Here is a 23,648-nt window from a genome sequence, read left to right as displayed (position 1 = left end):
GGAAGGGTCATGAACGACGTCGATGCACGCATGGACCGGCTGCGACGGGCCGCCCGCTACCGGTACCAGCAACTCGTGGACAGCGAGATCGAACGCGGCTCCCTCGACCCCGACGAGGTGCGCGAGGAACGGCGGCTGCTCAAGGCCGCGGACGTCGCCGCGCACGCGCGGGCGCAGGTCGAGGAGGCCGAGCGCCGCGGGGTGTTCGAGGGGAACCCGTACCACGGCAAGCCCCTGCCCGGGATCGACGGGCAGCACGACCCGGACTGGTGGATCAAGGCGAAGATCGAGCGCGAGGAGATCACCGGGATCGCGCCGCCCGCCCTGGCCCTCCGGAAAGAGGACACCGACCTCGACGAGCACCTCGACGCCCTCTCCAGCGAGGCGGACGTGCGCGACGTGCTCGAGGACTTCAACGCCCGCGTGAAGGAGGCCCGCCGGCAGCTGCTCGGCGGACCGCCCGTGGTGACGCCGCTGCGGGACGTCGACGACGAGGTGGCCCGGTGGTGGGAGCGCCGGCAGGAGCGGCGCGAGGCGGACGAACGCGCCGCGGCCCAACGGGCAGCGGCGTCCGGGGACCGGCCACGTCGGTGGTGGCGCCGCACTCGGTGAGGCGATCCGCGCCTCCAGGCCTGCCGATCCGCGACGCAGAAGAGGAACAGCACCACGCGTCCGCGTGGTGCTGTTCCCGTCCCTGGCGTTGGTCTTACTTGATCTTCGCGGTGATGGTCGCGGTGCCCACGAGGAGCCCGCCCTTGACCGCGTCGGTCTTGAAGGTGCTGTTGAGGAGCTTCGCGGCGTCAGCCGAGACGTGCACCGTGGTGCCGGTCAGGATGGCGTTGTCACCCTCGAGCTGGAGCGGCTTGAGCGTGCCACCGTGCAGCGAGAAGAGGTAGGCGTTGGCGACCGCGACCTTGCCGTTGACGAGGACGTCACCGTAGAGCTTCGAGGAGCCCGGGTTCACGACGAAGTTCTCGAGCGTGACGGTGGTGTCGCCGGCGCTGAGCGTCAGGCCGGAGTCGTCGTGGTTGAGGAGGCCCTGGACGTACGGGCGGTACTTGCCGTCCGGCGACCAGTAGGTGACCGAACCCGAGGTGATCGGGAAGGAGACCGAGCCGTCGGCGAGCTTCGCGTTGCCGGAGACGCCCGGGGTCAGCTTCAGCGAGGTGAGGGCGTCGGTGAAGCCCTTGTCGAGGGCGACTGCCGTGTCGCCGCCGAGGACCTCGGGGACCGAGGCGACGGGGCCGGGGATCTTGGTCGAGCTGGAGGACACGGTGTGGACGGAGCCATCGGCCTGCGCGGCCGAGACACCGAACGCTGCGCCGCCGAGGACGAGCGCGCCGGTCGTGGCGAGAGTGATCGTGGTCTTGGTGAACTTGCGCATTGGTCTTCAGTCCTTTGCTGTGACGGGCGTTCCGGCCGGTGGCCTGAATACGCTCTGTGCGTACGCTGATTACCGGCCGACTTCGACCGGAGAGCGCCCTGGGCGTTTGCCCTTGTGCATCTCATTCGGCACCCCCTCCCAAACGGTTTGGAACTCCGCGAGAAGTTTTTTCCGGCGGTGGCCGACCGTGTTCCTGGGTTCCCCCGGGCCGGTGCTCCGTAGCGTGGGGGCATGTCCCCCGCACACGTCTCGAGCACCGACCGGATCCGCGCGATCGACGCCTGGTGGCGCGCCGCGAACTACCTCACCGTCGGGCAGATCTACCTGCTCGACAACCCGCTGCTCGAGCGCCCCATCAGCCCCGACGACGTGAAGCCCCGGCTGCTCGGGCACTGGGGCACCTCGCCGGCGCTCAACCTCGTCTACGCGCACTGCAACGCGCTCATCGCCGAGACGGACCGCCAGCTGCTCTACATCTGCGGTCCCGGACACGGCGGTCCCGCGATGAACGCGAACGCCTGGCTCGAGGGCACCTGGGGCGAGCTCTACCCCGAGATCACCCCGGACCCGGCAGGGCTGCAGGCCTTCTTCCGCCAGTTCTCGTTCCCCGGCGGCATCCCCTCGCACGCGGCGCCGGAGACCCCCGGGTCCATCAACGAGGGCGGCGAGCTCGGCTACTCCCTCGCGCACGCGTACGGGGCGGCGCTCGACAACCCCGACCTGGTCGTCGCGTGCGTCGTCGGTGACGGCGAGGCCGAGACCGGGCCGCTCGCGGCGTCGTGGCAGGCGCACACGTTCCTCGACCCGGTGTCGGACGGCGCCGTCCTGCCGATCCTCAACCTCAACGGGTGGAAGATCGCGAACCCGACGATCCTCGCCCGGATCCCGGACGAGGACCTCACCGCGTACTTCCGCGGCCTCGGCTACGAGCCGATCGTCGTCGACTCCGCCCGGGTGGACCACGACCCGTTCGCCGTGCACGCCCTGTTCGACGGGGCACTCCGCCGGGCGATGGCGACCATCGACGACATCCAAGCCGCCGCGCGTGCGCAGGCGCAGCGCGCCGCCGCCGGACAGCCCGCGGGCGCCGCCGACCTCCGCCCCCGCTGGCCGATGATCGTCCTCCGCACCCCGAAGGGCTGGACCGGCCCGAAGGTGGTCGACGGCGAACAGGTCGAGGGCACCTTCCGTGCACACCAGGTCCCGCTGCCCGCGGTCCGCGAGAACGACGAGCACCGACGGCAGCTCGAGGAGTGGATGCGCTCCTACCGTCCGGAGGAGCTCTTCGACGAGGACGGGCGGCCGATCGGTCTGCTCACCTCGATCCGGCCGTCCGGAGAACTCCGGATGAGCGCGACGCCCCACGCGAACGGTGGTCGGATCCGGACCGCCCTCGACCGGCCCGCGCTCGAGGACTTCGCCGCCCCCGTGGGTGAGACCGCCAGCGCCACCGGGACCCTCGGGCCGTGGCTCGCAGCCCTCATCGAACGGAACCGGTCCACGTTCCGGCTGTTCGGCCCGGACGAGACCGTGTCGAACAAGCTCGACGCGGTGTTCGACGTCACCTCCCGCGTGTGGCGCGCGCAGCGCGGCCCCGGCGACGAACACCTCGGTGCCCGGGGCCGGGTGACCGAGGTCCTGTCCGAGCACCTGCTCGAGGGGATGCTCGAGGGCTACGTGCTGAGCGGCCGGCACGGGGTGCTCAACACCTACGAGGCGTTCGCGCACATCATCGACTCGATGGTCGGGCAGTACGCCAAGTGGCTGGAGTCCTCGACGGACATCGACTGGCGAGCCCCGGTGTCGAACCTGTCGATCCTGCTGTCCTCGCACGTGTGGCGGCAGGACCACAACGGCTTCTCGCACCAGGACCCCGGTTTCCTCGACGTCGTCGCCTCGAAGCAGCAGGACCTCGTCCGCATCAAGCTCCCGGCGGACGCGAACACGCTGCTCGCGGTCGCGGCGCACGCCATGGAGACGACGGACCGGATCGAGGTGATCGTCGCCGGCAAGCACCCCGAGCCGGTGTTCCTCTCGCTGGAGGACGCCGTCGCGCACGCCGACGCGGGTGCCGGGGTCTGGGGCTGGGCCGGCACCGAGGAGTCCGTCGGCCGGACCGACGTCGTCCTCGTCTGCGCCGGCGACGTCCCGACCGTCGAGACCGTCGCCGCAGCGGACATCATCCGGAAGCACGCCCCCGGGGTCGGCGTCCGGGTCGTGAACGTGGTCGACCTGCTCGCACTCGGCGACCCCCGGAAGCACGAGCACCCGATCCCCGACGAGCGCTACGACGAGCTCTTCCTGCCCGGCACCCCGGCGGTGTTCGCCTTCCACGGGTACCCGTCGCTCGTGCACCAGCTCACCTACCGCCGGCACGGCCACGACGACCTGCACGTGCACGGCTTCCTCGAGCAGGGCACGACGACGTCGCCGTTCGACATGCTGATGCGGAACGACATGGACCGGTTCGCGCTGGCACACGACGCGCTGACACGGGTCGACGCCGGTGCACACGAGGAGCTGCTCGGGAAGCTGACCGACGCCCGGGATGCGGCTCGGACGTTCGCGTACACGAAGGGTGAGGACCACCCGTCGCTCGGTGGGTGGGAGTTCGCGGGCTGGCCGCAGGACGAGCCGGCATCGAGCGGCACCGGTGGGGACCCGGGTGCGGGCGAGACCGAGGGTGCTGCGCCCGGCAACTGACGTCGCGCAGGCTTCCTCCGCCTTCTTCCTCACCAGGCCTGGAGGCACGGATCGCCCTCCACAGGACCGGTCACGCCCGCAGCGTGGCCGGTCCTGTCGCGTCAGGGTGTCGAACATGGACATCGGGATCGTCAGCGCACTCGTGTCCGTGGCCGGCGCGTTCGTCGCGGTCGCGGCGCTCGTCGTCAGCGTCGCGGACGGGCGGGCGGGGCGGCGGAATACAGAGTTCTTGGCGCATCGGGACCAGTGGTGGAACCGTTGGTCGTGGGTCGCCGAGCGGGCGACCTCGCAGGACGAGGACCAACAGGACGCCGCGATGATCATGGCCAGCGCGCTCACGACGCGTCGCTGGACGACCGACGACGACACATGGGTCCTCCACGCGCTGGAGGAACACGACACGCGGCGAGCGGCCGCGGACCACCGGCCGGACGAAGGGAACCGAGATGATCTCCGACATGAGTGACCGCACCTTCAAGCGACGGCTCGATCGGCGGGAGCTGACGACGCCCGCGCTGCTCGCGAGCGAGCACTACGGGCCGATCCTCCGCGCCCAGGGTGCGCAGGCAGAGCTCGAGCAGATGCGGATCGAGTGGCGGGAACGGCAGGAGCGCGCCCGGGCACGGAAGCTCCGGTACGAGGCGTCGTTCGCGGACTGACTACCGGGCTCCGTCGCCGACTGACGGGTCCGGGTCGTGCCACGCTGGACGGGTGAGCGACCTCGTGATCCCCGCCCCGAGCACCCCGACCGTCCCGACCACGAGTGCGGGCGGCGGGCGGTTCCCCGTCCGCCGGGTGTTCTGCGTCGGCCGGAACTACGCGGCGCACGCGCGTGAGATGGGCCACGACCCGGACCGCGAGCCGCCGTTCTTCTTCACGAAGCCGGCCGACGCGGTCGTCGTGGACGATGCGGACACCCCGTACCCGTCGATGACGGAGCGACTCGAACACGAGGTCGAACTCGTCGTGGCGATCGGCACCGGTGGAGCCGACATCCACCCCGACGACGCCCTCGCGCACGTGTGGGGCTACGCCGTGGGGATCGACCTGACGCGGCGCGACCTCCAGGCCGAGGCGAAGCGGCTGGGCCGACCGTGGGACACGGCAAAGGGCTTCGACGCCTCGGCCCCGGTCGGCGCGATCGTCCCCGCCGCAGGCGTCGACCCGACCTCGGGCGCGATCGACCTGCGTGTGAACGGCGAGCTCCGGCAGTCGGGTGACCTGGGGGACCAGATCTGGTCGGTGGCGGAGACGATCGCAGAACTGTCCCGCTTCGTGGCCCTCGCGCCGGGTGACCTCCTGATGACCGGTACACCGGACGGCGTCGGCGTGCTCGAGCGCGGCGACGTCCTCGACGGCTCGATCGCGGGAGTGGGGTCGGTGCGCACCCGGGTCGTCTGACCCGGAGGGCGTTTCACCAGTGTGTCCGCGGCCTGGGAGGGCTCGCAGCCGCCGCGAGTAGCAATGTGTCGACGCTGCGGAGGGGTCTGCAGCGTCTCCACACACGGGACACGCGGATCGCGACGGGGCGGTCGGCCGTGTCCGGACAACGGAGGTGACGCCGTGCAGGAACACGACCTGCTCGCGACGTCCTGGACGTGGGCCGGGAGCGACCCCATCGACGCGCGCATCCGTGCCGTCGGGGCCGCCGGCTTCGCAGGACTCTCGCTCACGCTCGGGGACCTCCACGAGGTCCGGGCGACCATCGGCTTCGCCGAACTCCGCCGCGTGCTCGACGGCGCCGGCATCGTCTGGGTCCAGCTCGGGCCGCTCGAACGCTGGTGGACGTGCTCCGCGCGCACCGAGGAGCAGGAGGCCGACCGCGGCGTCGTGCTCGAGGCGGGCGTCATGCTCGGCGCGTGGCAGGTCGTCGTCCGCGCGGACACCACGCTTCCGGGGATCTCGCCCGCCGCGATGGTCGACGACTGGATCGACCTCGCCGGTCAGGCCGCGAAGGTCGGCGCACAGCTCGTCCTCGAGCCGGAACCGTGGTCGAACCTGCCGACGGTCGAACGAGCCTCGCGGTTCGTGGCCGCGGCCGGGCATCCGAACGGCGGCCTGCTCCTCGACGCGATGCACGCACTCCGCGGGGGCTCGACACTCGCCTCGATCCGGGAGGGCGTCGCACCGATGACGCTCGCCGCGGTGGAGTTGAGCGACGGCGTGCTGCACACACCCGCGGGCATGACGCTGGCCGAGGAGTCCCGCGAGGCCCGCCACCTCCCGGGCGCCGGCGCCTGGGACCTCCCCGGGCTCATCCGCACCGTGCGGGACCTCGGGTACGACGAGCCGTGGGGTGTCGAGGTCCGGACGGCTGCGCACCGGGCGATGCCGCTCGGGGACGCACTCCGCACCGCGGCGGCCGCGACCCGAGCCGTGCTGGACGCTGCCGACGCCTTCGGGACGCCCGCTGCCCCGGCGATGCCGACCACTCCGGCGCCGACCTCCGCCGTCGACTTCGAACCACACACGCCCCTGCCGCGCCGGGACGCCGACACAGGGACGCCCGCGTAGCCTCGGCGCCATGACCGACCAGCCAGCACACGACGACGACCTCCTCCGCCGTTCCCAGGAGTCCATCGACGAGGCGAAGGCCGCAGCGGCCGACGTGGTCGAGCCGGAAGAGGACGAGCTCATCGACGAGGACCTCCCGGTCGCCGGCGACTCCGAGCCGGCCGACGGCCCGGCGCCCGCCCCCTGACCCGAGCCGAAGGCGCCGGTACCGGCACCGGCACCGGCGTCAGTCGATCTCGACGACCCGGACGGTGACGTCCACCGGCGCCTGCCCGAGCAGCGCGCTCGCTGCCGTGACGACCGCGTCGCGCACCGCTCGGACGACCGCGATCGTCGGGAACCCCCGGTCGGTCGTCACGACCACACGGACCCGTGCCCCGTCGGGACGCTCCTGCACGAGCACCGCCCCGCCGTCCCGCGGCAGGTCGAGCACCGAGCGGACGTCCCGCACGAGCGTGGCGAGCCCCGGCCCGGGGGGCAGCACCGTCCGGACGCCCGGCACGGCGAGCACCACCTCGGTCAGCTCGCGCGAGACCCTCCGGGTGTCCGGGATCATGCCGGGCCTCCTTCGATGACGTCGGCGACGCGGACGGTGATCGACCGGGTCGTGAACGGCGCATGAGCCAGGAACGCGGTCGCGAGGAGTGCCTGGAGCGCCTCCGCCCGGTCGTGCACGGACCCGTCCGCCGCCACCGCGACCGAGACCTCGACGTCCACCGGCCCGCCGGGCACCGCGACGTCACCGGTGAACCGGGTCCGCCGGACGACGAGCCCGGGGACCTCGTCACCGAGTGCCCGCACGAGTCCGCGCAGCGCACCCTCGGTCACGACCAGGGTCGACGCGGGGTCGTCGTCCGGCACCGGGATGTCGCGGCCCGCGTGCGCGGTGGTCCGGATCGACGTGAGGACGCCGGTGATCCACGATCCGTCGGCGCCGGCGGCTTCGGCCTCGGCGTCGAACAGGTCGAGCGATGCGGTGCGCAGCGCACCGAGTCGCTCGAGCGCCGCCATCGCCTCGGGGTCGCCCTCGATGTCCGGTCTGACCGGTGTGCGTCCGTCGTCGAGGTAGTCGGAGAGCTCCTCGAGGGTGAAGGCGCCGAACCGTTCGTCGTCGTCGGTCATCGCCACCCCTCCATCTGCTCGAGGACACGACGCCGTGCCCGTGCGAGGACCCCTCGGACCGTCGCCTGTGGCATCCCCGTCGCCTCGGCGATCTCGGCGTAGGACGCACCACCGATCTCCCGCATCACCCACACCGCACGCGGCGCGTCCGGGAGTGCCTGCACGATACGCGCGAGTTCCTGGACCTGCAGCCGAGCGGTGACCACCTCGTCAGGGTCGCTCAGGGTCGGCTCCTCGGGGAATCTCGGGTGCGGGCGTGACGAACCGTGCGCTCGGTACGTCTTCTGATCGGACCCACCAGTCACGTCCGCCGCGGCTGGTGCTCAACGCGTCGCGGCCGGTCATCCCTGAACGACCGGTCGCGGCGCCTCGACGGCGGCCCGTGCGTTCCCTGATCCGGCGCACGGGTCGTCTTCGCTCGGTCCTAGTCGTCGACCTCGTCACCGAGGAAGTCCGCGTAGGTGGCCTCGGGCTCCGCGACCCCGGAGGCCGCGGCGATGGGGGCCCAGACTGGTCGGTCCCCCGAGACCGAGACTCGTTCCTCCGCGGTGAACGGGGGCAGGTACTTGCTCACGCTCATGGTCGCGCCCTTTCGTCCCGGCGAACGTAACAGCGCGTGCGGCGATCACACAGGACCGACGCTCAAACGTCCCCCGGTGGCAGGCCGAACGGGGGACGGAAGTTCGCCCCGGGCTGACCCCATGCGGACGCATGCTCACGTCTCACGGACGACGTCGCCCGAGTCCTTGTCCACCCGCCAGCCCCGCCAGGACGGCTGCCGGAGCCGTCCGTCGGAGGTCCACTCGGCGAACTCGACCTCGCCCACCCGCTTCGGCGTCACCCAGTGCGCGTCGCGGGCGTCGGCGCGTGGGACGTCGACGAACGGTGACGTCTTCCGCTCGAGCGCAGCGAGCACCGACCCGATCTCGTCGAGGTCGCGGTCGCGGAAGCCGGTGCCGACCTTGCCGATGTACTCGAGCCCGTCGGGCCCCGGGACTCCGAGCAGGAGGGAACCGACCCCGCCTGCTCGCCGCCCGCTGCCGGGCTTCCAGCCGCCGATCACGACCTCTTGCGTGGCGTGGTGCTTGAGCTTCAACCAGGCTTCGGAGCGTCGGCCCTCGGCGTACTTCGACGACCGCTTCTTCGCGACGACCCCCTCGAGGCCCTGCGCAGCGGAGTCCGCCACGGCACGGGCCAGGTCACCCTGGTACGCGGACGGGACGTCGATCGCACCGCCGGGATCGATGACGGTCTCGAGCGCCTGTCGCCGGGCGTCGTAGCCGAGGCGGGTCAGCTCGTGCCCGTCCGCCTCGAGCACGTCGAAGAGCAGGAAGCGGACGGGCGTCGTTGCCCGAGCGGCCTCGACCTCGCGCTTCTTCGTCAGTCCCATCCGGTTCTGCAGCAGCTGGAACGAGGGCCGACCGCGATCGTCGAGCGCCACGATCTCACCGTCGAACACTCCGTCGACGCCGGCTCGCTCGCCGAGGTCCTGCAGCTCCGGGTACTGGTCGGTCAGGTCGTTGTCGTTGCGGCTGCGCAGGGTCACCGTGCCGTCGCGCACGGTCGCCAGGGCACGGATGCCGTCCCACTTCATCTCGAACGCCCAGGTCGCGGGGTCCAGCGCGGGCTCGCCCTTCGCGAGCGACGCCTGCATGGTCCGACGGTCCGCGGGGGCTGTGTCCGCCGCAGCGGCACCGTCGATGCGGTGCTGCCCGTCGTCCTGCTTCCGGTCACGGTGCGGAGCGTCGTGTCGTGTGGTCGACGGACGGGAGGCACGGCTCGCCCCCGCCCCGTCGCCGCCGTCCGCCAGGCGGTCCGGCTGGTCCTTGGTGCGGTGGATGAGCCAGTTCTTCTCGTCACCCTCGCGGCCACGGCCACGACCGCGGGTGTGCAGGAGCGCGAGTCGGCGAGCGCCGCCCGTCCGACCGTGCAGGGTGACGATGACCTCTTCGCCGTCGCGCCACTTCTCGAGCTCGTAGGTTCCGTCGTCCCAGATCGTCACCGTGCCGCCGCCGTACTCGTCCTTCGGGATGCCGCCCTCGAACGCGCCGTACTCGAGCGGGTGGTCCTCGGTCTGGACCGCCAGGTGGTTCTTGCCCGGGTCCGTCGGTTCGCCCTTCGGCAGCGCCCAGCTCACCAGCACACCCTCGTGCTCGAGCCGGAAGTCGTAGTGGTCGCGGGTGGCGTGGTGCTCCTGGATGACGAACGTCGGGGTGCGGTCCTTCCGGACCGTCGGCGCTTCCGCGGGGACGGGCTCCGGCGTCTTCGACGGATCGCGCTTGGCGCGGTACGCGGCGAGACGGTCGCGACCCGGCTGCTCGGCGTCGTTCGCCCGCTGGGTCCGGTCACTGTCCCAGTGACCGTGGTCGTCGCGCCCCACCGAGAGCGAGGCGGACGCGACCGGGTGCAGGAAGTCCCCACGGGCCTCCAGGCGTTCGAGCACCTCGTCCAACGTGAGCTGGGCGAGCCCACGCTCGTCGAGCTCCTTCCAGGTGCGCGGCGCCGCCACCGTCGGCCGCTCACGACCGCGCAGCGAGTACGGGGCGATCGTCGTCTTGTTGCCGTTGTTCTGCGACCAGTCGACGAAGACCTTCCCCGTCCGCTCGGCACGGCTCATCGACGAGAGCACGAGGTCGGGCATGTCCGCCTCGAGCGCCTTCGCCAGTTCGTGCGCCACGTCGGACACCTGCGCCGTCGTCGCCCGCCCGTCGAGCGCCGCGTACAGGTGGATGCCCTTCGAGCCGGACGTCACCGGGTAGGGGTCGAGCCCCATCCCGTGCAGGACCTCGCGCGCGGCGAGCGCCACCTCGACGCACTCCGGCAAGCCCACGCCCTCGCCGGGGTCGAGGTCGAGCACGAGCCGGTCCGGTTTCTGCTGCGCGCCACGCGGACCGAACCGCCACTGCGGCACGTGCAACTCGAGCGCGGCCTGCTGCGCCATCCACACCAGCGTCGGCAGGTCGTCGACGATGGGGTACTCACTGTCGTGGTCCGAGTGGTGGATCGTGTGGTGCCGCACCCAGTCGGGGGCGGAGTCCGGCAGGTTCTTCTCGAAGAAGACCTTGCCCTCGACGCCGTTCGCCCAGCGCTTCCGGGTCACCGGACGGTCCTTCACGTGCGGGATCATCCACGGCGCGACACGCTCGTAGTACTCGATCACGCGACCCTTGGTCGTGCCGGTCTCGGGGTAGAGGACCTTGTCCGTGTTCGTCAGCGCCAAGCGCCGGTCGCCCACCAGGACGACCGTCTTGCGGGACGCGGGACTCACAGCGCGACCCCGGTCGCTCCCGCCACCGTCAGCGTCGTGCCCGACGTGTAGGACGACTCCGGCCCGGCCAGGTAGACGTAGGCGCCGCCGAGCTCGACGGGTTGCGCCGGCCGGCCGAACGGGGTGTCCTGCCCGTAGGCGGCGATCTCGTCGCCGGTGTAGCTGATCGGCTGGAGCGGCGTCCACACCGGACCCGGGACGACCGTGTTGGCGCGGATGCCCTTCGACGCCAGCTGGCGGGCGAGGCCGTTCGTGTAGGTGATGATCGCCGCCTTCGTCGCCGCGTAGTCGATCATCCGGTCCTGCGGTTGGTACGCGGACACCGAGCTCGTCGTCACGATCGCGCTGCCCGGGGCCATGTGCGGCACCGCGGCCCGGACCGTCCAGAACAGCGAGTACAGGTTCACCTTCATCGTGCGGTCGAAGTCCTCCGTCGACTGCTGGGTGACGTCCTCGTGCACCTGCTGGTGCCCGGCGACCAGGACCAGTGCGTCGAGCCCGCCCAGCTCGCTGACGGCATCGCGCACCAGGACGTCGCAGAACGCCTCGTCCGTGAGGTCGCCGGGGAGCAGGACCGCCTTGCGCCCGAGGTCGCCGATGACGTCACGGACCTGTTCGAGGTCCTCGCGTTCTTCGGGCAGGGCGTTCAGGGCGACGTCCGCGCCTTCCTTCGCCATCGCGATCGCCGCCGCGCGACCGATGCCCGAGTCCGCCCCGGTGACGAGCACCCGGTACCCGGGCATCCGACCCGTGCCGAGGTAGCTGGTCTCACCGTGGTCGGGCTGCGGGTCCATCGCTCCGGCCAGCCCGGACCCCTGCTGCGTCTGCGCGGGGAACGGCGGCCGCGGGAACTGGTCACGCGGATCCTGCTTGTCGAGCTGGCTCATGGGACCATCGTGCTCGTCCCGCCCGCGGGCCGGTCCAGCGAAGCCGGATCTGTGGAGAACCCGCGACTGCGCGCGCTCCTGTGCACGGACGGGCATCATGAGCGCATGAGGTCGATCTGGAAGGGCTCCATCGCGTTCGGGCTCGTCAACGTCCCGATCAAGGTCTACGCGGCCACCGAGACGCACGACGTGTCGCTGCACCAGGTCCACGACGAGGACAAGGGACGCATCCGCTACAAGCGCGTGTGCGAGTTCGGCCACGAGGTCGAGTACGCCGACATCCAGCGCGCCTACGACGACGGCGACAAGACGGTCGTCCTCACCGCCGACGACTTCAAGCAGCTCCCCGAGGAGCAGTCGCACGAGATCGAGGTGCTCGAGTTCGTCCCGGTCGAGCAGGTCGACCCGATGATGTTCGAGAAGTCGTACTACCTCGAGCCCGACTCCCGCTCCCCCAAGGCGTACGTGCTGCTGCGCGAGACCCTGGCGAAGACCGATCGACTCGCGATCGTGCAGTTCACGCTGCGGCAGAAGACCCGGCTCGGGGTGCTCCGCGTGAACGACGACGTGATCCTGCTGCAGGGGCTGCTGTGGGGCGACGAGGTGCGGGCGGCCGACTTCGCGTCGCTCGATGCCTCCGTGAAGGTCAGCGCCACCGAGCTGAAGATGTCGTCCTCGCTCGTCGACAGCATGTCCACCGACTTCGATCCCGATCGCTACACCGACTCCTACCAGGAGGAACTGCAGCAGCTCATCGACGCGAAGCTCGAGGCCGGCGACGACATCGACACCGAGAAGACCTTCGGCGAGCGCGCCGACGACGAGGACGAGGGCGACGGCGGTGACGTCATCGACCTGATGGCCGCGCTGCGGGCGTCGGTGGACAAGAAGCGGTCACGGTCCTCCGGCTCGCGTGGCTCGAGCAGCGGGCGGGAGGACGACGAGGAGCCGGCGCCGAAGAAGGCTCCGGCGAAGAAGGCGCCGGCGAAGAAGGCGCCGGCGAAGAAGGCCCCGGCGAAGACGGCGCCGGCCAAGAAGCCCGCTGCGAAGAAGCGGGCCAGCTAGCCGTCCCGACGACTGCGGCGGAGCGCGAGCGGGATCGACACCCACAGCAGCGCCGTCCCGACGAACACGACCAGCCCGCCGACGAGCCCGCCGACATCGCCGATCACCACGTCGAACACGAGCAGCACGGTGCCCGAGAACAGCAGCGCACTCGCGATCAGGGCGGCCAGCAGGATGACGTTGCCCGCGCGCACCAGGTCGTGCTTCTGCCGCTGCCGGAAGACGAGCCGGTGCGTGGCCACCGCGGAGAGGGCGACGATGGTCACCGCGGCGGCGAGCACCACCAGGGCGAGGTAGAGCGCCCGTTCGAGCGGGGTCAGGATCGTGAACCGCTGCTGGAACGGCAGCGTCAGCAGGAACCCGCCGAGGATCTGCGTCCCCGTCTGGACGATGCGCAGCTCCTGCTGGATGTCGGACCAGTTCCGGTCCCAGCGTTCGGTCGGGGTCTCGTGCCGACCGCGTTCCGTCTCGCTCATGGAGCCGAACGTACCCACCGCCCTCCGGGCGCGTGGCGAGGTCCGGCACCGCCGCGCCCGCGGCGCCGGGCGCGCGGCGAGGTCCGGCACCGCCGCGCCGGGCGCGCGGCGAGGTCCAGCACCGGCGGCAGGCAGGCGCGCGGGCACCGTGGGCCTCGTCACCAGCCGGAAACACGCGTCGGGGACACTGGACGCATGACTCCAGAAGAGCCTGGGGCCCTGTCGTCGCCACCCGCGACCGATGGCCCACCCGTCACCGTCTCCATCACCCGCCTCGTCGAACCCGAGCGCATCCCCGACGTCACCCGGTGGGTACAGTCCGGGGTGAACCTGGCCAACCGGTACCCCGGCTTCCTCGGCTCCGGGTGGGTCCGCTCGCACGCGACGAGCCGCGAGTGGCACATGCTGTACCGGTTCGCCGACCACGACTCCCTCGCGACGTGGGAGAACTCCGACGACCGGCTCCGGTGGCTCGACCTCGGCCGTGACCTCGTCGTGGAGTCCCGGGTCGAGCGGCGCACCGGCATCGAGGGCTGGTTCGACGTGCCGCAGGACGCTCCCGCCTCGAGCGCGCCGCCCCGGTGGAAGCAGGCGGTGAGCATCTGGCTCGGGTTCTTCCCGGTCAACCTGGTGTTCACGTACCTCGTCAGCTGGCTGGTGCCGGCGTTCGGAGCGCTGCCGGTCCTGCCGCGGGTGCTGCTGACGACGCTGGTGCTCACGCCGATCATGACGTTCTGGGTGCTGCCGTTCGTGACGAAGCTGATCCGCCCGTGGCTGCTGGCGCCGCCCCGCGGGGCACGCACGTCGAGCGCGACCGCCGGCTAGGGCGTCCCGAGCACGGACAGCTGGTCGAGCCGCTCGAGGATCACGCCCTCGCGGAGGGCCCACGGGCAGATCTCGAGCGACGGCAGGTCGAAGATGTCGAGGCACGCTTCGGCGACGAGCGCCCCGGGGACGACCTGGTGCGCCCGGCTCGCGGACACCCCGGGCAGCTCGGCGAGCTCGGCGACCGACATCCGCAGCAGCGACGGCAGCCGCCGGCGCAGCTCGGCCCCGTCGAGCGACCGAGGCACGAGCGGTCCGGCGCCGGACGGTGCGGCTCCGCAGATCCGGGCGATCGACCGGAACGTCTTCGACGTCGCGACCGCACGGTCCGGGCGTCCGGCCCGCAGGAGGAGTCCGGCGTCACGGGCGATCTCGACACGGATCTCGTGGCGGATCCGGCGGACGTCGTCCTCGCTCGGGGTGCCCGACGCGAAGTAGCTGCGGGCGAGTCGTGCGGCGCCGATCGGCATCGACCAAGCGACGTCGGGCGCTTCGTCGCCACCGCCGGCGATCTCGAGGGAGCCGCCGCCGATGTCGAACACCGCGAGCCGTCCGGCGGACCACCCGAACCAGCGCCGGACGGCCAGGAACGTCAGCCGGGCTTCGTCAGAGCCGGACAGGACGGCGAGCTCGACGCCGGTGGACGACTCGACGTGCGCCAGCACCGCCTCGGAGTTCACCGCGTCGCGGACCGCCGAGGTCGCGAAGGCGAGCATGTCCTCGCACCCGCGTTCCTCGGCGACGCGGACGGCGTCGGCGACGAACGTGGTGAGGGCGTCGACGCCGGCGTCGGTCACCGCGCCGTCGTCGTCGAGGTGCTCGGCGAGTCGGAGCGGCTGCTTGAACGACGACGCCGGCAGCGGCGCGGCGCCGCCGTGGGCGTCGACCACCAGCAGGTGGCCGGTGTTGGACCCGATGTCGAGGACTCCCACGCGCATGGCCCCAACGCTAGCGGCCTGGAGGCGCGGGTCAGCCCCGCAGGAACGCCTCCAGCTCGGCGGTGGTCGGGTACGAAGCCTGCGCGCCGGCCTTGGTCGCGGCGTACGCCCCGACACCCACGGCGAACCGGGCCGCGTCGACGAGGGACTCCCCCGCTGCGAGCCGGAGCGCCACGGCCCCCATGAACGCGTCCCCGCAGCCCGTGGTGTCGACGGGGTCCACGCGCACGGGGTCGATCGACACCGCGTCGGCGTCCCCGTCGTGCACCGTGCAGCCCGCGCCGCCCCGGGTCACGATCGACCGCGCGACGCCGTGCTGCCCGAGCTCGGCGGCCTCGTGCTCGTTCACGAGCAGGACGTCGGTCAGTTCGAGGAGCTCGGCCGGCACGGCGCCGAACGGGGACAGGTTCGTCAACACGGTGAGCCCCGCGGCACGTCCGGCCCGGGCGGCGGCGAGCACGACGTCCATCGACACCTCGAGGCAGAGCCCGAGCACCCCGGCGCCCGCGAAGGCTCCGGCGGGGACGTCGTCCGGCGTCAGGGTGGCGTTCGCGCCGCCGGAGATCACGATCGTGTTCTCGCCCGCGCCGTCGACGGTGATGACGGCGGTGCCGGTGGCCACGCCCTCCCGGACGGCGACGTGCGTCGTGTCGACACCGGCCGCCGCGACGGAGTCGCGGAGCAGTGCACCGTTCCCGTCGTCGCCGACCGCACCGATCATGCGGACCGTGCCCCCGAGCCTCCCGGCAGCCACCGCCTGGTTGGCGGACTTCCCGCCGGGGAGGATCGCGAGGTCCGACCCCTGCAGGGTCTCACCGGGCTTCGGGAAGCGCTCGGTGCGGACCACCAGGTCCGCGTTGAGCGAGCCGACGACGACGATCGTGTTCAACGGACGGTCTCCTTCTGCGGGACGGCGGCGGTCGTCTCGGCGTCCGCCGGACGTGGGATGAGGAACGACATCGCGAGGGCGCCGACGGTGATCGCGGCACCGAGCAGCATGCCACCGGAGTAGCCGGCGGTGCCCGAGGACCCGCCGACGCCGAGCGCGATCTGCAGCGCCGGCAGGACTGCGAAGCTGACGCCGGCACCGAGGTTGAACGCGCCGGCGTTCAGGCCGGGCAGGAACCCGGGGTTCGACGCGGGCGACAGGACGATGCCGAGGCCGTTCAGGATGATGTTCGCGATGCCGGCGTAGGTGATGCCGATGAGCACCGTGGCGACCACGAGCACGGGCAGCGAGTGCACGCCGACGAACGCCATCAGGAGTGTCGCGACGATGCTGCCGATCAGGCCGACGCGGAGGACGGCGCGGTAGCCGATGGTCGGGGCGAGGCGGCCGGCGAACGGTCCGACGATCCAGCCGACCAGCGCGTACGGGGTGAGGAACACGAGCGAGGCGAGGTCCGCCTCCATCCCGAAGCCCGCGTCGTGGTTCTGCGCCAGGGACGTGACGAGGCCGTTCACGACCGCGAACACACCGGTCATCGTGAGGAACGTCGTCGCGAGGAGCGCCCACGTGCCGCGACGCTTCAGGAACCGGGTCTCCACCAGGGGCTCCTTCACGCGGGACTCGACGGCCCAGAACACGGCGAACGCGGCGAGTGCGACGACGATGCCACCGATCACCAGCACCGGGTTCGCAGCGCCGAGCTTGCCGGCCTCGTTGAACGCGGTGAGGAGCGCCCCGACGCTGATGACGAGCGGGACGACGCCGATCCAGTCCATCCGGGTGCCCGCCGACGGCTTCGACTCGACGCCCCACACGGCGACGAGCGCCAGCGCGACGACGGTCACGACCGCGATCACCCAGAAGATCCCGCGGAAGCCGAAGTTCGTGGCGATCCAGCCACCCGCGAGCGCGTCGACCCCGGCGATGCCGCCGTTCACCGCGGTGAGGAGACCGAGGGCGGCGCCGTACCGCTTCGGGTCGCTGATCTCGTTGCGGAGCACCAGCAGGCAGATCGGCACGACCGGGCCGGTGACGCCCTGGATGATGCGGCCGGCGAAGAGCATCGGCACGTTCACGGCGAGCGCGGCGACGATGCTGCCGACGAGCATCACGGCGAGCATGCCGACGAGGACGCGCTTCCGCCCGACGATGTCGGACAGCCGGGGCAGGAACAGCGAGAACAGCGCCGCGAGGGTGAAGTAGAGCGTCTGCGACAGACCGATCGTCGCGTCGTCGGTGTTGAGCTCGCGCGCCATCGTGACGAGAGCGGGGCTGAGCATGCTCGCGTTCAGCTGGAACGCGATGCAGGCGGCGAGGAGCGCGGCGGTCAGGGCGCCGATCGACTTCTTCGTCGATGTGGTGGTCATGGTGTTCAGATCTCCGTGGACGTGGACGTGGCGGTGGTCGTGGTGGTGCTGGGCGCCGTGGCGACGCCGGCCTCGACCGCGGTGGCGGCGGCGCGGGGCGTCCACCCGGTGTCGGCGGTCTCGCCGATGCGCTCGAGGGCGTCGACGACGAGGTCCCAGAAGCGGCCGTGGTCGAGCTCCATCGCGGCGCTCGTCCGGCAGTCCTCGGGCGCGGGTGCGCGGAAGTCGGCGACGGTCATGCCGAGGGTCAGGGTGCCCTGCGTCTCGATGTGGATCGGGACCTTCACGGCGCGGACGATCGTCGGGTCGATGACGTACGCGACGGCGCAGGGGTCGTGGACCGGCGGGGCGTCGAAGCCCTGCGCGTCCCTGTACGTCTGGCCGAAGAAGTCGAGCAGCTCGCCGACGAACGCGGCGGGTGCGGTGCCGACGGCGGCGATGCGGGCGGCGACCTCCGGGGTGGCGAGGGCCTGGTGGGTGAGGTCGAGCCCGACCATCACGACGTCCCAGCCGGCGTCGAACACGATCGACGCGGCCTCGGGGTCGATGACGATGTTGAACTCGGCGACCGGGCTCCAGTTGCCGACGTGGACGCCGCCGCCCATCAGCACGACCTGCTTGACGCGCTCGACGATGCGGGGTTCCTTGCGGGCCGCGAGGGCGATGTTCGTCAGGCCGCCGGTCGGCACGAGGGTGACGGTGCCCGGCTCGTGCGCCATCACGGTCTCGATGATGAGGTCGACGGCGTGCCGGCGGTCGAGCTCGAAGGACGGTTCGGGGAGCATCGGGCCGTCGAGGCCGCTCTCGCCGTGGATGTCCGGCGCGACCTCGATCTCGCGCAGCAGCGGCCGGTCGGCGCCGGCGGCGAACGGGACTCCGGTGATCCCGGCGATGCGGCCGACGGCGAGGGCGTTGCGGGTGACCTTCGGCAGGGTCTGGTTCCCGACGACCGTGGTGACGGCGAGGAGCTCGATGTCCGGGTTGCCGTGGGCCAGCAGGATGGCGACGGCGTCGTCGTGGCCGGGGTCGCAGTCGAGGATGATCTTCGCTGGCTGGTTCGCTTCGGACACGCGAGGTGCTCCACTTCGTCGGGGATGAGGTCTGGGCTCGACGAGGTGGGGTCCACCCAGCAGGAGGATCAGTCCCGGGCGGCACGTCAAGCGTTTGACATGGAAACACGTCAAGCGTTTGACGTCAAGTTCTCCGGTGCGACGCGGACGAGCGACGCGCCGGGATCGGTAGCATCGGCTCGTGCCATCCTCCGCCGCCCCCGGCCGCCGTGTGACCGCTGCGATGGTGGCTGAACGAGCGGGCACGAGCATCGCCACGGTGTCCCTCGTCGTGAACGGCAAGGACCGGGGCCGGGTCTCGGTGCCGATCGCCACGCGGGTGCGCGACGCGGTCGAGGAACTCGGGTACGTCGTCGACCACGCGGCGAGCTCCCTGGCGCGCGGCAGCGGCGACCTCGTCGTCCTCATCGCACCGGACCTGTCGAACCCGTTCTTCGCCGAGGTCATCCGTGGTGTCCGGGACACCGTGGGCGACCGGTTCCAGCTCGTCCTCTCCGTCACCGAGCGCGGTGCGCAGCCCGTCGCCGCCGACGTCCGGCGCTTCGAACGCCTCCGCCCGGCAGGCATCCTCGTCGACGCCCCGGCCGCGGGCGAGTCGATGACGGCCTCCGTGCCGGTGGTGCTCCTCGACGCGCCGGGTGGCGACGCCGCGGTGAACTACGACCTCTCCCCCGGCGTGCACGACCTGGTGGCGCACCTGCACGAACGCGGGCACCGGCACGCCGGGTACCTCGACGGGACCTCGCGCGCGACGACGTTCGGCGTCCGCCGCCAGCTCTTCGAACAGGCGTGCGCCGACGCCGGGATCACCGTGTCCGAGGTGACCGCGCGGGCGGACCTCACGGTCGACGCCGCCGCATCGGCCACGGAGCACGTCATCGAGGCCTGGCGCGACGATGACGTCACGGCCGTCGTCGCAGCGGCCGACACCCTGGCGTACGGGGTGCTCCGGACCGCGGGCCGGCTCGGCATCGCCGTCCCGGGGGACCTGGCCGTCGCCGGCTTCGACGACCTGCCGTCGTCGTCCGTCACGGCGCCTGCCCTGACGAGCGTCGCCCTGCCCGGAGCCGACCTCGGCCGGGCCGCCGCGCTCCGCCTCCTCGCGACGCTGGACGGCACCGAGCCGGAGTCCGCGTCGCTCCCGACGCGGCTGGTGCGGCGGGCGAGCACCGGCGCGTAGCGACCCGAGTCTCGGGCTGAGCGACACACCTCGCGGTCCGGAGCCCGAGGAGTGTCGCTGTGACCGAGTCTCGGGACCGGGTCACGGCCGTGGGCGCGACCACGGCCGGACTGGAGGCGCGTGGCGAGCCCGCACCGCGCCTCCAGGCCGACACCGGTGGCGACCACTCCGCCAACGCGACACTGCTCGGTGTCCTGACCCGGTTCATCCCGCGAAAGCGACAGTCCTGCGCCGAAGTTCCGCGCAGGACTGTCGCTTTCGTGAGGAGAGGAGGGAACGAGGAGGGGAGGGGCGAGCCGCGCGCTCCTACTCGCGCGGATCCGGTGCAGCCGCAGCCGGCGCCGCCGCAGCCGCGCGGCCCGCACGCTGCGCGCGCTCGAGCTCGTCCGCCTCGGCACCGCCGACGGCCTCGCCGCGGGCGACCATGCCGGCCGTGTCCGACAGCGTGATCTGCGGCAGGAACAGCGCGAGCAGGAACGCCACCGCGATGAACGGCAGCAGGTACCAGAACACCGGCGCCAGCGAGTCGGCGTACGCGTTCACGATGCCGTCCTGCACCGCCTCGGGCAGCTTGGCCACCGTCGCCGGGTCGATGCTCCCCGCCGAGGACGCCGCGTCGGTCGCCGAGCCTCCGGCGCCGCGGAACACGTCCGTCAGCGACGAGGTGAGCCGCGCCGTGAAGAGCGCGCCGAACACCGCGGTGCCGAGGGAGGCACCGACCTCACGGAAGTAGTTGTTCGTCGACGTCGCCGTCCCGACCTGCTCGGCGGGCACGGCGTTCTGCGCGACGAGGACGACGACCTGCATGATCAGGCCGAGGCCGGCGCCGAAGACGAACAGGTAGACGCAGATGAGCCAGATCGGGGTGTCCGCGGCGAGCCGGGTCATCGCGAGCATGGCGATGGCGACCAGGATCGTGCCGATGATCGGGAACATCCGGTAGCGGCCGGTCTTGGTGATCAGGATGCCGGACGCGATGGAGGTGCCGATCAGACCGGCCATCATCGGCAGCATCAGCAGACCCGAGACGGCGGCCGACGTGCCGGACGCCATCTGCAGGAACGTCGGGACGAAGCCGATCGCGGCGAACATGCCGATGCCGAGCACGAGACCGATGCCGGTCGCGAGCAGGAACGTGCGGTTCCGGAAGAACGACAGCGGGAGGACCGGGTCCTGCGCCCGCGACTCGACGAGGACGAAGAGAGCTGCGGCGACGACGAGACCGGCGAACCACGCCCACGTCTCGGTGGCGTCCCAGCCGTGGTCGCGGCTGCCGCCGAACTCCGAGAAGAACACGAGGCAGGTGGTCGCGGCGGACATCAGGAGCACACCGAGCACGTCGATGCGCTTCGTCGCCTTCTTGGTCGGCAGGGTGAGCGCGAACCACGCCACGAAGAACGCCGCGATGCCGACCGGGATGTTGATGTAGAACGCCCAGTTCCAGGTGAGGTGGTCGACGAAGAAGCCACCGAGGAGCGGGCCGCCGATCGCCGACAGGCCGAAGATCGCGCCGAGCGGGCCGAGGTACTTGCCGCGCTGGGACGCCGGGACGATGTCCGCGATGATCGCCTGCGACAGGATCATCAGGCCACCGCCGCCGAGGCCCTGCATGGCACGGAACACGATCAGCTGCGTGAAGTCCCCCGCGAACGCGCACCCGGCCGAGGCGATGGTGAACAGCGCGATCGCGATGAGGAAGAGGTTGCGGCGCCCCAGGACGTCGCCGAACTTGCCGTAGACGGGCATCACGATGGTCGAGGCGAGCAGGTACCCGGTCGTCAGCCACGCCTGGTGGGCGACACCGCCGAGCTCGCCGACGATGGTGGGCATCGCCGTCGAGACGATGGTCTGGTCGAGGCTGGAGAGCAGCATCCCCGCGATGAGCGCGGAGAAGATGATCCAGATGCGGCGCTGCGTGAGGAGCAGCGGCCCGTCGGTGCCTGGGCGGGCCCGCTTGGTGGTGCCCGGCGCGGTGGCGCTCATTCGGTGCCTTCTTCGTGGTCGGCGGACGGGTGTGGTCCGGGAGTGATGGCCGCCCGCAGCAGGCGGAGGTTCTCGGTGAGCAGTGCGTCGAACGCGGGTGCGGTCGCCTCGTCGTACGCGTCGTCGAAGTACGCCGACGCGGTGACCTTGAGGAGCGCCGCGGCGGCCTCGGCCACGAGCTGCGCGCGCCGGTCGTCGTCGTCCCAGCCGAACCGCTGCCGCACCGCCCGGGTGAGGGCGGCGAGCTGGACGTCGGTGGCGGACAGGAACTTCGCGACCATCACCGGTTCGCGGTCGAAGACCTGGCGGACCAGTGCCTCGTCCGCGCGGTCGATCCCGACGAGGTGCATCTGCTCGATGGCGAGGGCGACGATCGAGCCGAGGGGGTCGAGGTCCGTCGGCACGGCGTCACCCTGGGCGTAGGCGCGCAGCATCTCGTCGTTCGCGTCGAGTTCGATGCCGAGCACGGCGTCGTCCTTCGAGGCGAAGTGGTTGAAGAACGTGCGCCGCGACACCCCGACGGTCTCGCAGAGCTGCTCGATCGTGAAGCCGTGCAGTCCGTGCTCGACCGTCGCACGGCGTGCCTCGACGACCATGCGTCGACGCAGCGCGCGGGTGCGTTCGGTGGTGTTCACCGCACAAGAATTGCACTCTCAAACCGAAAGTGCAAGAACAGGCTGCCTAGAGCGCCTTCTCGAAGCAGAACGACCACGGCATCGTCGCCGCGTACGGCTCGTACACCGGGATCGGGGTCCACCCGGTCTTCTCGTACAGCGCGACCGCTTCGGGCTGCTTGTCACCGGTCTGCAGGATCAGCCGGGCCGCACCCGCCTCGCGGCCGACGCGCTCGCTCTCGTCGAGGAGCGCGGTCGCCGCGCCCATGCCGCGCGCGGCCGCGAGCACGATGAGGCGCTTCAGCTCGACGTCGTCACCGAGTCGGCGGACGGCGATGTGCCCGAGCGCCTCGCCCGCGTCGTCGACGGCGAGCAGCGAGGTGATGACGGTCGACGGGTCGACGGCGAGTGCGCGGTTCCGCTCAGCCGTGACGGCCGGGTCCTCGTCGCCGTTCGACGAGCCGTACCGCTCGTGCATCTCCTCGTCCATGCGGGCGCGGAGGGCGACTCCGCGCGGGTCCTCCCACGCGACGCGTTCGATCGTGATCACGATCGTCGATCCTGGCACGGATGCGGACCTCGTCGCAGCACCGGGCCACCTCGACGACCCGCCCGCCCGTTCACGCCAACGCGGCGATCGGGCCCTTCCCGTCACGCAGGTCGGCGAGCACCGCGGCGGCGTCGTCGTACACCGCGGCAGCACCGGCACCCCGGAGCTCGTCCCCGCCGATGCCCCCGGTCATCACGGCCACGCACGGCACCTCGACCTTGCCGGCGGCCTCGACGTCCCACATCGCGTCGCCGACCATGACGGCCCGGTCCGCGGACACCCCGGCCTTGTCGAGGGCGACCTGCACGATCCCGGGGTCCGGCTTCGCCTGCTCGACGTCCTCGGAGCTCGTCACCGCGGTGATCCACTGCTCGGCGTCGAGCAGCTCACGCAGTCGCACGAGTTCGTTCTCCGGGGCACTCGTCGCGAGGACGACCGCGTGCCCGGCGCCCGCGACCGCTTCGAGCAGGTCACGGGCGCCGGGCAGCAGTCGCAGCCGGGGCATCTGCTCGGCGTAGTACGCCGAGTGGAACTGCTTCGCGGTGTTCCGGGTCTCGTCGGAGGCGTCCGGCAGCAGCGTCTCGAGCAGCTTCGCGGAGTCCATGCCGATGGCGCGGTGGATCCGCCACGCGTCGACCGACTCACCGGCGGCGAGACAGGCGCGCCACCAGGCGTCGATGTGGGCGTAGTTCGAGTCGACGAGTGTCCCGTCGATGTCGAAGAGGACAGCGGTTCCGGTCGCGTCGGGCATGC

At 71.7% G+C, this 23,648-nt stretch carries 26 protein-coding genes; 10 read left to right on the top strand and 16 right to left on the bottom strand.

What is annotated here, in order from left to right; all coding sequences use genetic code 11:
* The first annotated feature begins 9 nt into the window (after positions 1-9).
* Positions 10-612, top strand: a complete 603-nt coding sequence (locus tag BLT36_RS04805; RefSeq protein ID WP_092092396.1) for a DnaJ family domain-containing protein — start codon at positions 10-12, stop codon at positions 610-612.
* 94 nt (positions 613-706) lie between these two features.
* Here the strand turns inward: BLT36_RS04805 and BLT36_RS04800 are convergent, their stop codons facing one another.
* The gene (locus tag BLT36_RS04800; protein ID WP_092092394.1) at positions 707-1,384 is read right to left on the bottom strand and encodes a hypothetical protein; all 678 of its coding nucleotides are present in this window, start codon (positions 1,382-1,384) and stop codon (positions 707-709) included.
* Between the two features lie 231 nt (positions 1,385-1,615).
* Between BLT36_RS04800 and BLT36_RS04795 the strand changes: the two genes are divergently transcribed.
* The 6 genes from BLT36_RS04795 to BLT36_RS18605 all read left to right on the top strand — a co-directional run bounded on the left by BLT36_RS04795 (position 1,616) and on the right by BLT36_RS18605 (position 6,788).
* Positions 1,616-4,087, top strand: coding sequence for a phosphoketolase family protein (locus tag BLT36_RS04795; protein ID WP_092092392.1), 2,472 nt, complete (start codon positions 1,616-1,618; stop codon positions 4,085-4,087).
* Positions 4,088-4,235: 148 nt separating this feature from the next.
* Positions 4,236-4,553: a hypothetical protein gene (locus BLT36_RS04790; RefSeq protein ID WP_217638260.1), complete on the top strand. Its 318-nt coding sequence runs from the start codon at positions 4,236-4,238 to the stop codon at positions 4,551-4,553.
* A complete protein-coding gene (locus BLT36_RS04785) occupies positions 4,546-4,746 on the top strand; it encodes a hypothetical protein (RefSeq protein ID WP_139166364.1) in 201 nt (66 codons plus the stop codon). The genes BLT36_RS04790 and BLT36_RS04785 overlap by 8 nt, the downstream gene beginning before the upstream one ends.
* A gap of 52 nt (positions 4,747-4,798) precedes the next feature.
* On the top strand, positions 4,799-5,488 hold the full coding sequence (locus tag BLT36_RS04780) for a fumarylacetoacetate hydrolase family protein (RefSeq protein WP_092092385.1): 690 nt from the start codon (positions 4,799-4,801) through the stop codon (positions 5,486-5,488).
* A gap of 162 nt (positions 5,489-5,650) precedes the next feature.
* Positions 5,651-6,601, top strand: a complete 951-nt coding sequence (locus BLT36_RS04775; RefSeq protein WP_175529488.1) for a sugar phosphate isomerase/epimerase family protein — start codon at positions 5,651-5,653, stop codon at positions 6,599-6,601.
* A 10-nt stretch (positions 6,602-6,611) separates the two neighbouring features.
* Positions 6,612-6,788, top strand: coding sequence for a hypothetical protein (locus tag BLT36_RS18605; protein ID WP_175529487.1), 177 nt, complete (start codon positions 6,612-6,614; stop codon positions 6,786-6,788).
* A 39-nt stretch (positions 6,789-6,827) separates the two neighbouring features.
* Here BLT36_RS18605 and BLT36_RS04770 read toward each other — a convergent pair whose 3' ends face one another.
* The 6 genes from BLT36_RS04770 to BLT36_RS04750 form a co-directional block, all read right to left on the bottom strand.
* Positions 6,828-7,157: a hypothetical protein gene (locus tag BLT36_RS04770; protein WP_092092381.1), complete on the bottom strand. Its 330-nt coding sequence runs from the start codon at positions 7,155-7,157 to the stop codon at positions 6,828-6,830.
* Positions 7,154-7,723: a hypothetical protein gene (locus tag BLT36_RS04765; RefSeq protein WP_139166363.1), complete on the bottom strand. Its 570-nt coding sequence runs from the start codon at positions 7,721-7,723 to the stop codon at positions 7,154-7,156. Before BLT36_RS04765 ends, BLT36_RS04770 begins: the two co-directional genes overlap by 4 nt.
* Positions 7,720-7,929: a sigma factor-like helix-turn-helix DNA-binding protein gene (locus BLT36_RS04760; protein ID WP_175529486.1), complete on the bottom strand. Its 210-nt coding sequence runs from the start codon at positions 7,927-7,929 to the stop codon at positions 7,720-7,722. The genes BLT36_RS04765 and BLT36_RS04760 overlap by 4 nt, the downstream gene beginning before the upstream one ends.
* Positions 7,930-8,147: 218 nt before the next feature.
* Positions 8,148-8,303, bottom strand: a complete 156-nt coding sequence (locus tag BLT36_RS18600) for a hypothetical protein (protein ID WP_175529485.1) — start codon at positions 8,301-8,303, stop codon at positions 8,148-8,150.
* A gap of 135 nt (positions 8,304-8,438) precedes the next feature.
* On the bottom strand, positions 8,439-10,991 hold the full coding sequence (locus tag BLT36_RS04755) for an ATP-dependent DNA ligase (RefSeq protein WP_092092375.1): 2,553 nt from the start codon (positions 10,989-10,991) through the stop codon (positions 8,439-8,441).
* The gene (locus tag BLT36_RS04750) at positions 10,988-11,878 is read right to left on the bottom strand and encodes an SDR family oxidoreductase (protein ID WP_092092373.1); all 891 of its coding nucleotides are present in this window, start codon (positions 11,876-11,878) and stop codon (positions 10,988-10,990) included. The genes BLT36_RS04755 and BLT36_RS04750 overlap by 4 nt, the downstream gene beginning before the upstream one ends.
* Before the next feature lie 105 nt (positions 11,879-11,983).
* Between BLT36_RS04750 and BLT36_RS04745 the strand changes: the two genes are divergently transcribed.
* The gene (locus tag BLT36_RS04745) at positions 11,984-12,943 is read left to right on the top strand and encodes a non-homologous end joining protein Ku (RefSeq protein ID WP_092092372.1); all 960 of its coding nucleotides are present in this window, start codon (positions 11,984-11,986) and stop codon (positions 12,941-12,943) included.
* Here the strand turns inward: BLT36_RS04745 and BLT36_RS04740 are convergent.
* Complete coding sequence (locus BLT36_RS04740; protein WP_092094333.1) at positions 12,940-13,419, bottom strand: DUF6328 family protein; 480 nt, start codon at positions 13,417-13,419, stop codon at positions 12,940-12,942. The genes BLT36_RS04745 and BLT36_RS04740 overlap by 4 nt on opposite strands.
* A 195-nt stretch (positions 13,420-13,614) precedes the next feature.
* Between BLT36_RS04740 and BLT36_RS04735 the strand changes: the two genes are divergently transcribed.
* Entirely contained in the window at positions 13,615-14,244 is a 630-nt protein-coding gene (locus BLT36_RS04735; RefSeq protein WP_092092370.1) for an antibiotic biosynthesis monooxygenase, read from the top strand.
* On the opposite strand, the gene BLT36_RS04730 is transcribed toward BLT36_RS04735, so the two are convergent.
* Genes BLT36_RS04730 through BLT36_RS04715 form a run of 4 tightly spaced genes read right to left on the bottom strand, consistent with a single transcriptional unit; the run spans position 14,241 to position 18,568 of the window.
* The gene (locus BLT36_RS04730; RefSeq protein WP_092092369.1) at positions 14,241-15,182 is read right to left on the bottom strand and encodes a Ppx/GppA family phosphatase; all 942 of its coding nucleotides are present in this window, start codon (positions 15,180-15,182) and stop codon (positions 14,241-14,243) included. The two genes, BLT36_RS04735 and BLT36_RS04730, sit on opposite strands and share 4 nt — an antisense overlap.
* 31 nt (positions 15,183-15,213) lie before the next feature.
* Positions 15,214-16,071 carry a ribokinase gene (locus tag BLT36_RS04725; protein ID WP_092092367.1) on the bottom strand — a complete coding sequence of 286 codons (858 nt, stop codon included), beginning with the start codon at positions 16,069-16,071 and terminating at the stop codon, positions 15,214-15,216.
* Positions 16,068-17,498, bottom strand: a complete 1,431-nt coding sequence (locus BLT36_RS04720; RefSeq protein ID WP_175529484.1) for a uridine transporter UriT — start codon at positions 17,496-17,498, stop codon at positions 16,068-16,070. The genes BLT36_RS04725 and BLT36_RS04720 overlap by 4 nt, the downstream gene beginning before the upstream one ends.
* Before the next feature lie 5 nt (positions 17,499-17,503).
* Positions 17,504-18,568, bottom strand: a complete 1,065-nt coding sequence (locus BLT36_RS04715) for a uridine-preferring nucleoside hydrolase UriH (RefSeq protein WP_092092366.1) — start codon at positions 18,566-18,568, stop codon at positions 17,504-17,506.
* Between the two features lie 181 nt (positions 18,569-18,749).
* On the opposite strand from BLT36_RS04715, the gene BLT36_RS04710 reads away from it, so the two are divergent.
* Positions 18,750-19,748: a LacI family DNA-binding transcriptional regulator gene (locus tag BLT36_RS04710; protein ID WP_254787333.1), complete on the top strand. Its 999-nt coding sequence runs from the start codon at positions 18,750-18,752 to the stop codon at positions 19,746-19,748.
* 306 nt (positions 19,749-20,054) lie between these two features.
* Here the strand turns inward: BLT36_RS04710 and BLT36_RS04705 are convergent, their stop codons facing one another.
* From BLT36_RS04705 to BLT36_RS04690, 4 genes are all read right to left on the bottom strand, one after another.
* A complete protein-coding gene (locus BLT36_RS04705; RefSeq protein WP_092092364.1) occupies positions 20,055-21,731 on the bottom strand; it encodes an MDR family MFS transporter in 1,677 nt (558 codons plus the stop codon).
* A complete protein-coding gene (locus BLT36_RS04700) occupies positions 21,728-22,366 on the bottom strand; it encodes a TetR/AcrR family transcriptional regulator (RefSeq protein ID WP_254787332.1) in 639 nt (212 codons plus the stop codon). Before BLT36_RS04700 ends, BLT36_RS04705 begins: the two co-directional genes overlap by 4 nt.
* A gap of 46 nt (positions 22,367-22,412) precedes the next feature.
* Positions 22,413-22,895: a GNAT family N-acetyltransferase gene (locus tag BLT36_RS04695; protein ID WP_254787330.1), complete on the bottom strand. Its 483-nt coding sequence runs from the start codon at positions 22,893-22,895 to the stop codon at positions 22,413-22,415.
* A gap of 70 nt (positions 22,896-22,965) precedes the next feature.
* The gene (locus tag BLT36_RS04690; RefSeq protein WP_092092362.1) at positions 22,966-23,646 is read right to left on the bottom strand and encodes an HAD family hydrolase; all 681 of its coding nucleotides are present in this window, start codon (positions 23,644-23,646) and stop codon (positions 22,966-22,968) included.
* Between the last annotated feature and the right edge of the window lie 2 nt (positions 23,647-23,648).

Origin of the sequence: Curtobacterium sp. UNCCL20, assembly GCF_900101675.1 — a bacterium.
GTDB lineage: Bacteria > Actinomycetota > Actinomycetes > Actinomycetales > Microbacteriaceae > Curtobacterium.
Note: the sequence above shows the minus strand (reverse complement) of the source record. Positions and strands in the feature narration are given on the sequence as shown.